We start from the raw sequence: 12,446 nt of genomic DNA, 5'->3' as shown, positions 1-12,446 counted from the left end.
GAGCCTTTTTCTTGTTCGTGCGAAAGGCGTCATGATCCCGAGCCTTTCGAGGCGAAGGTTCGACCAACGGCTCGGACACCGCGCCCGGCCGCACGGACGCTGTGTGATGCTGCCCAAGCCAGCGTGCTTTCGTGGGCGTCGCGTGCGGCGCCGTAGCCGTAGGTCAACGACGCCCCGCCGGCGGCCAGCGCCGAAGCGATGTTGGGGAGTTGGTAAAAGACATAGAGGGCGGCAAGGCAGACGGCGCAAAGCGCGATTGGCCGCATCAGCACATCGCTGTATCCCTCGATCGCCGTGAACGTGGTGTCTATGCAGGTGATCAGCAGCGATCCGACGGCGACGACGAGGACCTGGAGGATTACGAAGTTCGCAAGTTGCCCGATCCAAGCTTCGGTGAAGCGACGCGTCGACTGAAACATGGCGAGTGCCACGAAGATCGGCCCGATCGCAAGCACGATGGCGAGCGCCAGCCGCGCGTAGAGCGAAACGACGTAGCCGATGGCGGCGACGATGAAGCTCGCGCCGATCACCATCATGCCGCCAACGCCGGTGACGATATCAACCGGCCAGGAGGCACGTGACCAGATAGCGGTGGCTGAGGCCTGTCCCTTGTCGAGCAGGCTATCGAAGGTCGATGCGCTCGGCGCCGTGCCGCTGTTCAGCGCCTGGGACACCTCACGCGGAAGCACATCGAAGAAGATGTTCGTGACATAGGTTTGATACTCGCCGGCGTTCTTCACCAGCATGACGATGACGGCGAGCTTGATCGCCCGAAAGGCGAAGTCGAGGATCGGTTCCTGGATCGAACCGCGAAGGACGAGATAGCCGTAGAGTACAATGTAGAGGGTGACCGCCGCCGTCAATGGGCCTGAGACCCACTCTGAGATGTTCGACGTTCCGTCGGAGATGAAGGTCTCCAGGGGGGTCTTGAACTGCTCGTCGACAAAGCTGAACACCTCATACATGCGCGTCAGCCTCCCAAGGAGTCACGCATGCGCTGGAGCCGCAGCTTGCCGTCGGCGGCTTCGGCGTTCCTGCAGTTCGTGGTGTCGCGAAGCTCGCCTGGATTGTTACGGCACTTCGTGATGATGTCGGTAAGCAGCGCCTCGTCGGCCACCAACTCATCGACGGTGTAGCTCCGGTCAGACGGCTCCGAGCAGGCCGCCAGGCCAAGCATTGCCAGAAAAAGGAGCAGTCTCCTCATTGCAGGGCCGCCTTCATCGTGTCCATGCGTTGGCGCCAGTCCTCGGCCTTACGCTGTTCGTCCACCTGCGCCTGAGCCTGCTGCACCATCCGCAGCCCCTCCATCCGCAGCACATCGGTCTGGAGGAAAGCCGTTTCGGCCTGAAGCCGCGCCTGAAGGTCGGCGATATCCTTGGCGTCGCCAGCCGTGGAGATCTTTTGCCGCAACTGGTCGATACCATCGATGCGCTTGGTCGCGGCGTCATAGATCTGCTCGCCAAGGCTCATCTGCCCGGCATTCCTGTTCTGGATGCGGGAAAGCTCCTGCGCATAGAAGTCGTCGGCGCTGGTCCGGTAGGTCGTATTGCCTTCGAGGAATTTCGACGCGGAATCGCCGAAGAGGCCGGTGGCGTTGCCCTTGAACAATCCTTCAATGGCATTGAAATCTGCCGGCAGCGCCTTGCGGATCGCCGGATCGTTCAGGACGCTGGCGACATCGCCCATGTCGGTCAGCTTATTCAACGAACCATAAAGCTGCTGCGCCTGCTCGATCTGCTGATGCAGGGCATCGAGCTGGGACTTCAACTGCGCAATGCTCTCGATGTGCTTGGCGATCGCCGTCTGGTCGATCACCGGGATTCCCTGCCCCGCCGCACTGCCGGCGGAAAGGATCAGCGCCGCGGCGATTGCCGCACCGTGAAGTCGATGGAAAGCCATCAGCTCGCACTCCTTCGTTGTTGGAAAACGGGAAGCCAGTCCTTGGCACCGTCGCCCACCTCCGCGCGAATTGCATCGGCGAGTTCGATATTGGCGGTCCGGCCGGAGAGGATAGCGAGCTCGTCGTCGAAGCCATTGAGATCCAGCTCGGCAACGACACTGTTGTGCCCCTGCTTCAGCACGAACCGGCGACTCTCGAGGGAGAGCTCGCGCGCGATCAGCTCGTATTCGCGCTCCGTCAGCTTGAAGCCGTCGACATAGTCGGCGTGGTTGCCGCGGGCGTTCGGCAGGAAAATCTGGGTCGGGCATTGCTCGATGATGGTATGGGCGATCGGCGAGACGATCGCATCGCGCGGGCTCTGCGTGGCGAACAGCATGAGTCCGTTCTGCTTTCGAATCGTCTTAAGCTTGTTCTGGGCAAGGTCGCGAAAGCCTTCGTCTTGGAGCGCCTTCCAGAACTCATCGATGACGATGATGATCCTGCGGCCGTCGATCAATTGCTCGACGCGATGGAAGAGGTAGGCCATCAACGGGGTCCGGATTTCCTCGTTGTCGAGGAAGTCGGTCATGTCGTAGCCGACGAACTTGCCGCCAATGCCGAATTCGCCGAAACCGATATCCTCGATGACGTTGTCGAAGACCCAGCCGAGCGGCCCTCCCCTCTCCCATCGCCGAAGCCTCGCGGCGATCCCTTCCGGGTCGGTGTTGTTGAGAAAGGTCCGAAGGGCGCCAATGGTGCGGCTCTCCACCGGCAGTTCGGCGAGGCCGTCGATGGCGGCGGCGATGTCGCGGAGTTCGGTCACGGTCAGTTCCCGTGTCGCCGAGCCGACTAGCTTGCCGACCCAGCGCGTCAGGAACACCTTGTTCTCCGGCGTTAGCTCCATGGCCTTTAAGGGGGCGCAGCCGGTCGGGACGCCGTTCTTGAGAGGCAGGTAAGTGCCGCCGGCGGCGCGCACATAGAGGTCGGCGCCTCTGTCCTTGTCGAAGAACACGACATGCGGATCGTGCTTTTCGAGCTGCGACAGCATGAAGTTGAGAAGCACGGTCTTACCGGTGCCGGAGGGTCCGCAGACGAAGGTGTTGCCGAGATCGCCATAGTGGAAATTGAAATAATACGGAGACCCGGACGCCGTCTTGAGCAGGGCTACGGCCGGCCCCCACTCGTTGCCGTCCTTCTGGCCGATGGGGTAGGAGTGGAAGGGGGACAGCGCGGCGAAGTTTCGTGACGTGATCGCGCCGGACCGGGCGCGGTAGCGGAAGTTGCCCGGCAACTGCGCCCACCAGGCCGCCTCGAGACCAAGGTCCTCGCGCGCGACGACGGCGCCGCCGCTCGTCAGACTGGCGCGCGCCTTGGCGAGATTGTCGGTCAGTTCCTTGACGGAGGAGGCAAATACGCAAAGCGAGAGATGATGCTCGCCGAGTACGAACCGGTTGGACTCGAGATCATCCAGGGCGTCATCAAGTTCCTCGACTTGCGAGGCGGCCTTGTCGCCGCTGCTCACCATCTGGTTCTGCTTGCAGCCCATGATCACGCGGGCGTTCGCCTTCGAGACGAAGGAGAAGGACTGCGCCAGGATCAGTTCGAAAGGACTGGTAAGCACGCCGTCGAGCATGCCGGTCCTGGTGCGGGCCGGATATTCTTTGAAACTCAGCATGCCGGCAAAGCGGCTTGTCGCCTCGTGGCGGATTTCGATCGTTTCGCGGCCGACGATGACACGATCCGAGTAGATCGCCGACGCTATGCGGCCCTCGGTCAGCGGGATCGGCTCGCGTCGGCCGCCGACGAGCTGATGCAGCACTTCACTCGGCTCGGAGAACATGAGGCCGTCATGCTCATAGAGGGACAGCACGCGCGGCTCGAAGCGTTTCAACGCCGCGGTGACGTCGATGACCTTGTCGCGGAGATGCTTGAGAGCTTCCTCGTCGAGTTCGACCCCGGCGCGGCGGGCCCGACGCAGGCGGGACAACAGTTTCGCCGCCTTGTCGGCCGGATCGCGCGCCGGAGACCACAGGATCGTCAGGTAGAGATCGTTGCGAAACAGATCCTCGCCCACCATGCGCGCGCGGTACTTGTCATTGAGCGCGGCGGAGAACGGCGTGGTGAACGTGCCTTCCGGATAGCTGTTGTCGCGACGGCGGATGAGATGGGTCCAAAGGGCAAGCCGTTCGTCGGCTATGTTCCGATAAAGCGTGTTGAGATCGCGGTGAAGCGCGTTCAGGTCGAGAACGTCCGCGGTCTCGAAGGAGACGCCCTCAAGCGCGATCATCACCATGAGCGCGCGGGAATCGAGCGCGATCGTGGATTCGTCGACGTGGCGGACATAGGGAATGAAGGTCTCCGGGCCAAGCTCGCGAGACCTGAGTGTGGCGAGACTAGGCAAATCCGAGGTCCTTTTCGTCGTAACGCCGGGCCTGCCTCAGTGGCGAAAGCGTCGCCCCACCCCAATAGGAGCCGTTGCGTGACCGGCCGCGCGTCTCCACCCAGGCAAGCAGGATGCGAAACATGTTGTGGTCGTGCTTGACGAGCGCGCGAAACACCAGATGGAAGACGACGCCGACAGCCAAGTAGGCGACCGAGCCGGCAACGATGAAGAGAATGGTCGTCAGCATGATGTTCACGCCCATCGCTTCCATCGTCACGCCGGCGATCATCGCCGGCCGGGTGCAGGCGATGAACAGCGTGTCGTCCTCGAGCGTTGGCCGCGCGGTCGCCATGACATCAGCTTCCGACGATGGTGTTCACAAGTTCGGTGGCGCCGAAGATGCCGCCGATGCCGATGATCCAGAACCCTGCCCGTCTCAGATCCATGTAGCCGAACATCCAGGCGATGCAGATCACGATCACCGCGATGACGGCCAGCAGCTTGGCGATGTTGCCGGTCAGCATGTCGACGATGTTCTGCAGTACGGTCTCGATTCCGGCGGCTTGCGCGAAGGCCGGTTCGACCAGAGTGGCCACAATGGCGACGGCCATTAAACCGCTGGCGGCTATTGGGCGGATACGGGAACTTAAAGTCATTCACTCTGCTCCATTTGACAGTTCTGAAACACGAGGACGGAAGACTTCCGCCGCGAACTGAAAACGTCCCAGGACGGCGCTGATGCCGTCTCATCGACGGGCCGGACGTCGTCCGCCTCCGCGACCGCCACATCGCCGGCGCTAGCTTCGGTGACCTCCCTCTGCTGTCCGCCATCTCCGAACACGAGAGTCGCAACGGTTTTGCCGAGCCGCTTCACTTCTTCGCGGACCTGCTCGTCGTACTGGACCATCGCGCCAACGGACGGATCGTCTCGGCCGTAGTAGGATTGCAGCATCACCTGTTCGGCCTGGTACGGATCCGCGCCGGCCTTCACTGCGAGCCGGTAATATCCGTCGAGCAGCGTCGCGGTGGCCTGAAAGTTGAGGCACGGGTCGGAGGCGTCGGAGATCGAGAGCTTCAGGTTCCGGAGTTCCTCCGTGCCAATACCACCGAGACCGAGTTGGATGTCCTGCCGCTCGGCTACCAGCGATGTGGCGATGTCGATCGCTTCCGCCTCGGTCGCGGGCTGCTGCGAAAGTTTGGCGCCGCTGTTGATCCGGATGGCCAACGGCTCGAATCTGCTCTCAAGACTGACGACGCCGGCGAGTGTCTCGGCCGCAACCATTGGTGCGCACGTTTGCGCCAGATCGAGGAACGCAACAGGCATGGCTCAGTACCACACCCTTTGTTTGCCGACGCCGTCGATGGTCACGTCGACATAATGGGGTTGCGCGCGGACGTTCGGCCGCGTCGTCACATAGCGTTGGCACTTCATGCGGCCCTCGCTCCGGCGCCACATCGCCGAGGTGCTCCGATCATTGTCGGAATAGCATTCATCACTTGAGACGGTTTGTGGCGTGGTCGAGACGCAGCTCGCCTCGCGCCCACGATCTCCATACCGCGTCGTCAGGCGGTAGCCATCATTGCAGTAATACGGCTGGTATCTGGTGCGCGAGGCCTGGAACCCAACGCCGCTGCAGGTCGGAAAAGAGTGTCCCTTTGCAAGCGCGCGCCAGAACTTCTCGATCGGAGGCCGGCACTCTGCATACTGCGTCGGTCCGCCGGGCGCGGAAAGGCACAGGATAACCTGGCATCCCCACTCATCCGCTCGCGCTTTACCGTCGAAAACCAGATAGAATGACGCTAAGCTGGCTGCAGCAATGACTGCCTGCATGAGAGACTTGTCCATGACCACTACCCTTCACCGACGCAAGCATTTGCGGAACCTAGCAGGCTCTGCGGCTTCCCGACTCGTTTTACAATCATATATCTGATAGTATAAAAGATGGCAAGAGCACTCAACGCACATTGGCAGAGTCAGTTATTTGCGGCCTACGCCCTGCAAGAAGTCCTCGACAAACCCATCGACGGGGAGACTCCGCAATCGCGGCTGAAGCAGCTTGGGATGATGACGGTCCTCTACATGATGCACCAGAGCCACGAAAAGCTAACGCTTTCAAATATCGTTGAAATCACCGGATTGACGCGCAATGCCGTGGCGGAATCGGTCGATCCACTCGTTGAGCGAGGCATACTTACAGAGACAATTGTGAAGAACTCCATGGGGCGCGGAACTGCGAGGCAGTTCGAGTTCTGTCCCGACGTATTTGAGAGACTAAAGCTGAGCGCACATCAAAGAAAACCGCAGAATTAGTGTCTATTATCTGACACTAAGGTTCATGTAAGGCGTGAGATCACGGCCGCTTTCGGCGCACCGCCTATCAAGTCCGCCCTGGCGCTTGCCGTTGGCCCCACCATGTGGCCACGCCGGCGCAAGAGCAGGAAGGCAGTGAGCTGCAACTTGCTGGAGAAGTTGCTGGCCGCCTGCGGCGAACAAAAGCCGGGAAAGACGAGCCGATACAGACGAGTGCGAAGTTGCCTAAGTGACCAATATCGCTAACCGAAGAACCGAAGCTCGTCCAAACTATTCAGCTTTTGGGGCAAGCGAAATACGCTTCATCACCAAGGTGCGAGCAGCAGGGCCGCCGAAATGGTGATGGTACTCATCAGGTGGTCGCTAGCGGCATTCTCCGATCGCGAAACGCTGGCTACGCACAATTGCGTACTGCGTTCAACTTGCCACCGTCACAATCAACGCGCAGATTACAAGTCCTCCCTCGTGCCCTCGTGCCGTTGACCACGGATGTACTGGCAGCGGCATGAGGTTGCGGCTGCTCAGATCTAGGCGGGATTTCTCCTCCGCCTCCCATCATCATCAGGTCGAACAGCGGTAGCGCTTCTTTGCATCTGGCGCGCACCAGAAGCGGCGTCGCATCGGCGACCTTTCGGCATGGATTGGGCTTGAACGGATTGGCGTGGGGTTGGGAAGCCCAGCGGTGCCTCACGGTTACCTACGGCAAATCCTGGGTCCAGCACACCGATTGCGGAGAACCGTTTTGGCGGCAGTGATAAGCATCCGCATCAACAGGACATATGCGCGCAGGTCTATACGACATAAACCCCTTGTGATTTGGACATTATCTTCGCGGGGAGGCAACAATGCCTAGTCGCTCGCTAAGAAAAGCTCAACAGAACATCCACCCGTTGAATGCCGGTAGCGACCTACGTCGGTGCCGCTTCGGGGTTTCATGACACAGTTTCCTTATTGAGTGCGGCTGAAGGGTCTGCGGCACCGACGCTTTGAGAAAATGAAGGCAATCGATAGAGAGCTTCTTCCGTCTTATCGAGATACTGCATAAGGGCGGTCACGAGGTGATAGAATATGGAAGCTGGCACTTCAGTCGCAACGGCCCTACCCTTACCGTCGATACGGTCGATCCACATGCCGAGCGGCGCCGGGTCGATGTGCCACCGGAACAGGCGACCGACACGCGCCTCGATCTCCGGCTTGAGATCCGGTCCACCCGTGCCTTCAAGCGCGAGCGCGGCTTTGACCGCCTCGGCCTGCGGCCAACTGCGCGAGATGAGGTCAAGCGGGAGGGCGGCGCGCGACACCGCTCCGTAAGCCAGTCCTGTGGATCGATTGAGCCCAGTTGCTATCGCGGAAGCGTAGAGCTTGCGTGCAAAAGCAATCAGATCCGTCTGCCTACTTTTTGCGGCAAACTCGACGAGAAGCGAGGCCCATTCGAAATGGTGGCCAGGCTCGGTCCACTGGCCCTTTTCACCGGCGGCCGGCCTCCAGGCCTCGTCGAAATATTCGCCGAGCGTCCAGCTTTCGGTATCGAAGAAATGGCTGCGGAACAGATCGATGATGCGGGCAGCCCGGCGCAGATAACCCCGCTCGCCCGTTGCTGCGTACCAGGCGAGGAAAGCCTCGAGAAGATGCATATGCGGGTTGCTCCGGCGCAGCTCGGTACCGTCTGATGTCTCGAGGAAACCGGTCAGTCTGTCGTCCTCCAGGTGTTCGTCGAGAAAGGCGAAGGTCTCCTGGCCGAGCCGCAGAGCGTCTGGATTGCCGGCTTGGTGTGCGTGAGCGAGCATCAACAGGACACAGGCATGATCGTAAGCATCCTCACACGCATCGGCAATCGTGCCGTCTTCCTGAAGCACCCGCGCCCAGCCGCCGCGTTGAGTACGTCCTTTCTCCATGAACGCAATGCCATGCGCGATCAACCGGTCGGCATCGCCGTCCCAGCCGCGTAGCTTTGCCACGGAAAAGGCGTAGACCTGACGGGCCATGGTGCGCATACGCTTGGGCTTCATCAGCGGCGCAGCCTCGAAACTCATGGCTTCGTGGAAGCCGCCATGGCGCTCGTCGACACCCACCGTAGACCACAGCGGCAGCGTTTCCTCGAACAGCCAGTGAGCGACCCGCTCACGCCAGGCACCGGGCTGAAGCACGCGACCGTGAGCCGGGGTGAACTTCGTCTCCAAACGCCCGCTCTTCTCTAGTTGTTCGACGATGCGCTTGACCTCCTGGCTCTTGGCGACCGGCGCCACGAAGGTGGCATCAGCCGTGGACACGATCGCGACGTCTCGGAGACCGATGACCGAGAGCAGCCGACCCTGGCTGCGCAGGTAGGAGCGCTCGCAATCGATTGCGACGACGTCGCCGATCACCACGTTGCCGTTCCCGTCGGTAGGGCTGATATCGAGCAGCGACTGCCAGGAGCCGAGGTCGCTCCAACAGAAGCTCGCCGGCACCATCGCGATGCCGCTCGCATGCTCCATGATCGCATAGTCGATCGAGGCAGAGGGGATTGTCGAATATTGCTCAATTGGAAGGTAGGTGCCCGACACCTCGGTCGCTGCCGCCGCGAAGGCGCACTCTGTCTTTTGCCAGATCACGGCCTGATGCTTGCGGAAGGCTGCGCGCATAGCGCCGGCGCGAAACAGGAAAATGCCAGCGTTCCAGAAAAAGGTTCCGGACGCGACATAGGCCTTCGCCATCTCCAGTCCAGGCTTCTCAACAAACCGGGCGACATCACGAACATCGCCCTTACCAACCGACTCAATGTAGCCGTACCCAGTTTCCGGCTGGTCCGGCGGGATGCCGAAGACAACAAGTCTGCCGGCTTCGGCCGCCGGCACGCCCTTTTCCACTGTATTCCAGAACTGCTCCTCGGTCGAAATCTCGTGGTCGGAGGGCACAACCAAGACCAGTCCGTCGCCGTGAGCGGCAATCGTCTGGAGTGCAGCCACAGCGACCGCGGCAGCCGTATTTCGGCCAACCGGCTCGAAGATCGCGTGACCACCCGCCAAATCGATGCCGGCCAGGTCTGCACGCATCCGCTCAGAATGGCGCTCCGACGCGATCACGTGGACTGGCGTGTCCCCAGCCGGTCGAGCCTTCAGCCGCCGCACGGTGTTGACCAGCATCGAGCCGTGGCCGGCAAGGTCATGGAATTGCTTCGGATTGTCCTCGCGTGAAAGTGGCCAAAGCCGCGAACCGACGCCGCCGCTCATTACGAAGCAGGAAATCCGTTCCGGCATAACTTCGCCCTCTTCCCTTGCTCGCTTCCGGCTAGAAGGTCTGGTTGTAGGCGCCGACCTCCGGATTTTCCCTGAGTACGCAGTCGACCGCCTCGAACATGACGCGCTGGCGTGCTTCCGAGACCGGGCTTTCGACCACGACGACGAGCTCCGGCTTGTTGGAGGATGCCCGCACCAGTCCCCAGGTGCCGTCCTCGGCCACCACGCGCACGCCGTTAACGGTGACGAGATCGGCAATCATCTGTCCTGCGACAGGGACTCCGTCCCGCTGCATCGCCCGGAACCGCTCCACCACCCGTTCGACCACGGCATACTTCACCTCATCGGCGCAAGGTGGCGACATGGTTGGTGAACTCCAGGTCATCGGCAGCGCCCGGTAGATGTCGGCCATGCTTCTGTTCGGACTGCGGTCGAGCATCTCACAGATCGACATCGCGGTGATCAACCCATCGTCATACCCGCGCCCGAGAGGCGGATTGAAGAAGAAGTGGCCCGACTTCTCGAAGCCCGCGATGGCACCCAGTTCAGCGACCCTTCGTTTAATGTAGGAATGGCCGGTCTTCCAGTAGTCGGTGCGCGCACCGTTCGCCTTCAGCACCGGATCGCTCGCGAAGAGCCCGGTCGATTTGACGTCGACCACGAAAACCGAACCAGGATTCAAAGCGGAAATATCGCGTGCCAACATCACACCGATCTTGTCGGCGAAGATCTCGCAGCCCTCGTTGTCGACCACCCCGCAGCGATCGCCATCGCCGTCGAAGCCCAGGCCGACATCGGCGCCGCTCTCCAAGACCTTGTCCCGGATGGCATGGAGCATCTTCAGGTCCTCGGGATTGGGATTATAGCGGGGGAAGGAATGGTCCAGCTCGCAGTCGAGCGGGATCACCTCGCAGCCGATCCGTTGCAGCACATCAGGCGCAAAAGCGCCGGCCGTGCCGTTGCCGCAGGCGGCAACGACCTTTAGCTTCCGGCCGATGCGCCTGCCGCGGGTCAGATCGTCGATATAGCGCCGACGGAAGTCGGGAACAAACTCATAGGCTCCGCCGCCGGTCAGATCGAAGTCAGCTTCCAGTACGATCCTTCTCAACTCCGCCATCTCTTGCGGCCCGAAGGTCAGCGGCCGGGCCATGCCCATCTTAACGCCGGTCCAGCCGTTCTCGTTGTGCGAGGCCGTCACCATCGCGACCGACGGCACGTCGAGTGCGAACTGCGCGAAATAGGCCATCGGAGACAAAGCCAGGCCGATGTCCCTGACCCGGGCGCCTGCGGCCATCAGCCCGCAAACTAATGCCAGCTTGATGCTAAGCGAGTAGGAACGGAAGTCGTGCCCGGTCACGATCTCCGGACCGGCGCCGGAGCGCTGGATGAAGGTGCCAAGCCCCATGCCCAGTGCCTGAGCGCCCATCAGGTTAAGTTCGGGCGCCGTCCCGCCATCGGAGCGCCCGAACCACCACCGCGCATCGTATTCCCGAAACCCCGTCGCCCGTATCAGCGGGCTCGTCTCATAGGTAAATTTGTCGGGCCCGGATTCTTGGGCCCGCCCATTTGCCGACGCCGATTCAAAACGAGCAAAATTCATCTGCACCGCCTCGCGCACCGCCAATTGTTGGAACCATTAACAGGATCGCGGTTCCCGCAGTCCCGGCTTGTCCCGTGCTCCGCCCTCGACGACGAACATATCGCTGAGCTTGTAAGCAACCTCAGTCCGGTTCGTAGCCTTCAGCTTTTTCATGATGTTCCGGATGTGGACCTTTACGGTGCTCTCACGCAGATTGAGCTCGTAGGCAATGATCTTGTTCGCCTTGCCGCGCCTGAGCGCTTGGATGACTTCTTCCTGGCGCTGCGTGAACATCCCCCCCAGAGGCCGTGTCACCTCCCCGCCAGCGACCATGTCCATTCGTGTGGTCAGGACACTGCTGGCAGGGACGAATATCCCGCCGGCTCGCGCGAGATTGACGGCTTGCACACAGACGTCGAACCCGATTGAGGATGGTATATAGCCCCTGACTCCGCACTCAAGTGCCTTGAGGATTTGAGGCAGTTCATCCCAGTCGGATAGGAGCACGACGGGGGTCGGGTCAAATTCCCTTACCAGATCCGAGATTTCGGCCGAATTGGTGGTATCGACAGCCTTTCGACCACCGATATTCAACAGGATTGCCGCGATGGGCGGATGAGGTTCTTTGTCCTTGCGCCATTCATCAACTGAACCATAGGCTAAGACTTGCATGCCGATACCATGCAGCACGAGACATTGGGACAGGCATTCCCTATCGAGTGTTCGGTTGTCCAGCAGGAGCAGAGCCGAGCCCGCTGCCGTGTTGTTATGCGTTTCACTTATTGCCTTGCCAGGAAGAGGTGAGCTCAGCCTGTGGACTTCAAGCGCGCCATTTTCGTGAATTCGAGTCAATGAATGCATGGTACACCCCCACCGCAACATTAGTCGGGCGCAAATAAATGATGAGGTGGCGCTGAACGGTTCACGTCACCCGCTACAAAAAAATGTCAACTTTTGAAAGGGCGCCGGTAAAGCGCCAATCCCCAATAGTGAGCGAGAATAAGCCCTAAAACGTCATCGTTCATTAACCTAAGTTAATATGCACCATTATTTCGTATATATATGGGAAATCTAAC

12 protein-coding genes are annotated in these 12,446 nt (G+C 60.7%); 1 reads left to right on the top strand and 11 read right to left on the bottom strand.

Going from position 1 to position 12,446, the window contains the following annotated elements:
- Positions 1-29: 29 nt before the first annotated feature.
- From CN933_RS21210 to CN933_RS21175, 8 genes are read right to left on the bottom strand one after another with little or no spacing between them, the layout of a single operon-like run.
- Positions 30-965 carry a TrbL/VirB6 family protein gene (locus CN933_RS21210; protein ID WP_102762274.1) on the bottom strand — a complete coding sequence of 312 codons (936 nt, stop codon included), beginning with the start codon at positions 963-965 and terminating at the stop codon, positions 30-32.
- A gap of 5 nt (positions 966-970) precedes the next feature.
- Positions 971-1,204 carry an EexN family lipoprotein gene (locus CN933_RS21205; protein WP_102762273.1) on the bottom strand — a complete coding sequence of 78 codons (234 nt, stop codon included), beginning with the start codon at positions 1,202-1,204 and terminating at the stop codon, positions 971-973.
- A complete protein-coding gene (gene virB5, locus CN933_RS21200; RefSeq protein ID WP_102762272.1) occupies positions 1,201-1,899 on the bottom strand; it encodes a P-type DNA transfer protein VirB5 in 699 nt (232 codons plus the stop codon). Before virB5 ends, CN933_RS21205 begins: the two co-directional genes overlap by 4 nt.
- Positions 1,899-4,280, bottom strand: coding sequence for a VirB4 family type IV secretion/conjugal transfer ATPase (locus CN933_RS21195; RefSeq protein WP_102762271.1), 2,382 nt, complete (start codon positions 4,278-4,280; stop codon positions 1,899-1,901). The genes virB5 and CN933_RS21195 overlap by 1 nt, the downstream gene beginning before the upstream one ends.
- Positions 4,273-4,614, bottom strand: a complete 342-nt coding sequence (locus tag CN933_RS21190) for a VirB3 family type IV secretion system protein (protein ID WP_102762270.1) — start codon at positions 4,612-4,614, stop codon at positions 4,273-4,275. The genes CN933_RS21195 and CN933_RS21190 overlap by 8 nt, the downstream gene beginning before the upstream one ends.
- A 4-nt stretch (positions 4,615-4,618) precedes the next feature.
- Positions 4,619-4,918: a TrbC/VirB2 family protein gene (locus tag CN933_RS21185; protein ID WP_102762269.1), complete on the bottom strand. Its 300-nt coding sequence runs from the start codon at positions 4,916-4,918 to the stop codon at positions 4,619-4,621.
- Entirely contained in the window at positions 4,915-5,586 is a 672-nt protein-coding gene (locus tag CN933_RS21180) for a lysozyme family protein (protein WP_102762268.1), read from the bottom strand. Before CN933_RS21180 ends, CN933_RS21185 begins: the two co-directional genes overlap by 4 nt.
- A 3-nt stretch (positions 5,587-5,589) precedes the next feature.
- On the bottom strand, positions 5,590-6,108 hold the full coding sequence (locus CN933_RS21175) for a hypothetical protein (protein WP_102762267.1): 519 nt from the start codon (positions 6,106-6,108) through the stop codon (positions 5,590-5,592).
- A gap of 96 nt (positions 6,109-6,204) precedes the next feature.
- On the opposite strand from CN933_RS21175, the gene CN933_RS21170 reads away from it, so the two are divergent.
- Positions 6,205-6,573 (top strand): MarR family transcriptional regulator, encoded by a 369-nt coding sequence (locus CN933_RS21170; RefSeq protein ID WP_102762266.1) that lies wholly within the window; start codon positions 6,205-6,207, stop codon positions 6,571-6,573.
- Positions 6,574-7,505: 932 nt separating this feature from the next.
- Here CN933_RS21170 and CN933_RS21165 read toward each other — a convergent pair.
- The 3 genes from CN933_RS21165 to CN933_RS21155 are packed head-to-tail and all read right to left on the bottom strand — an operon-like array spanning position 7,506 to position 12,252.
- A complete protein-coding gene (locus tag CN933_RS21165) occupies positions 7,506-9,812 on the bottom strand; it encodes an AGE family epimerase/isomerase (RefSeq protein ID WP_102762265.1) in 2,307 nt (768 codons plus the stop codon).
- A gap of 31 nt (positions 9,813-9,843) precedes the next feature.
- A complete protein-coding gene (locus CN933_RS21160; protein ID WP_102762441.1) occupies positions 9,844-11,391 on the bottom strand; it encodes a phosphomannomutase/phosphoglucomutase in 1,548 nt (515 codons plus the stop codon).
- Between the two features lie 36 nt (positions 11,392-11,427).
- Positions 11,428-12,252 (bottom strand): response regulator transcription factor, encoded by an 825-nt coding sequence (locus CN933_RS21155; protein ID WP_102762264.1) that lies wholly within the window; start codon positions 12,250-12,252, stop codon positions 11,428-11,430.
- Positions 12,253-12,446: the final 194 nt, after the last annotated feature.

The organism is Sinorhizobium sp. M4_45, assembly GCF_002885915.1.
Lineage (GTDB): Bacteria > Pseudomonadota > Alphaproteobacteria > Rhizobiales > Rhizobiaceae > Sinorhizobium > Sinorhizobium meliloti_A.
The sequence above is the reverse complement of the archived record's forward strand: the minus strand, read 5'-3'. Positions and strand labels throughout refer to the sequence as shown.

Bases quoted from the DNA above. Each gene is read 5' to 3' on its own strand.
- CN933_RS21155 (WP_102762264.1), bottom strand. From the start codon at position 12,252: ATGTTGCGGTGGGGGTGTACCATGCATTCATTGACTCGAATTCACGAA.
- CN933_RS21185 (WP_102762269.1), bottom strand. From the start codon at position 4,918: ATGACTTTAAGTTCCCGTATCCGCCCAATAGCCGCCAGCGGTTTAATG.
- CN933_RS21210 (WP_102762274.1), bottom strand. From the start codon at position 965: ATGTATGAGGTGTTCAGCTTTGTCGACGAGCAGTTCAAGACCCCCCTG.
- CN933_RS21175 (WP_102762267.1), bottom strand. From the start codon at position 6,108: ATGGACAAGTCTCTCATGCAGGCAGTCATTGCTGCAGCCAGCTTAGCG.
- CN933_RS21160 (WP_102762441.1), bottom strand. From the start codon at position 11,391: ATGAATTTTGCTCGTTTTGAATCGGCGTCGGCAAATGGGCGGGCCCAA.
- CN933_RS21190 (WP_102762270.1), bottom strand. From the start codon at position 4,614: ATGGCGACCGCGCGGCCAACGCTCGAGGACGACACGCTGTTCATCGCC.
- CN933_RS21165 (WP_102762265.1), bottom strand. From the start codon at position 9,812: ATGCCGGAACGGATTTCCTGCTTCGTAATGAGCGGCGGCGTCGGTTCG.
- virB5 (WP_102762272.1), bottom strand. From the start codon at position 1,899: ATGGCTTTCCATCGACTTCACGGTGCGGCAATCGCCGCGGCGCTGATC.
- CN933_RS21205 (WP_102762273.1), bottom strand. From the start codon at position 1,204: ATGAGGAGACTGCTCCTTTTTCTGGCAATGCTTGGCCTGGCGGCCTGC.
- CN933_RS21170 (WP_102762266.1), top strand. From the start codon at position 6,205: ATGGCAAGAGCACTCAACGCACATTGGCAGAGTCAGTTATTTGCGGCC.
- CN933_RS21180 (WP_102762268.1), bottom strand. From the start codon at position 5,586: ATGCCTGTTGCGTTCCTCGATCTGGCGCAAACGTGCGCACCAATGGTT.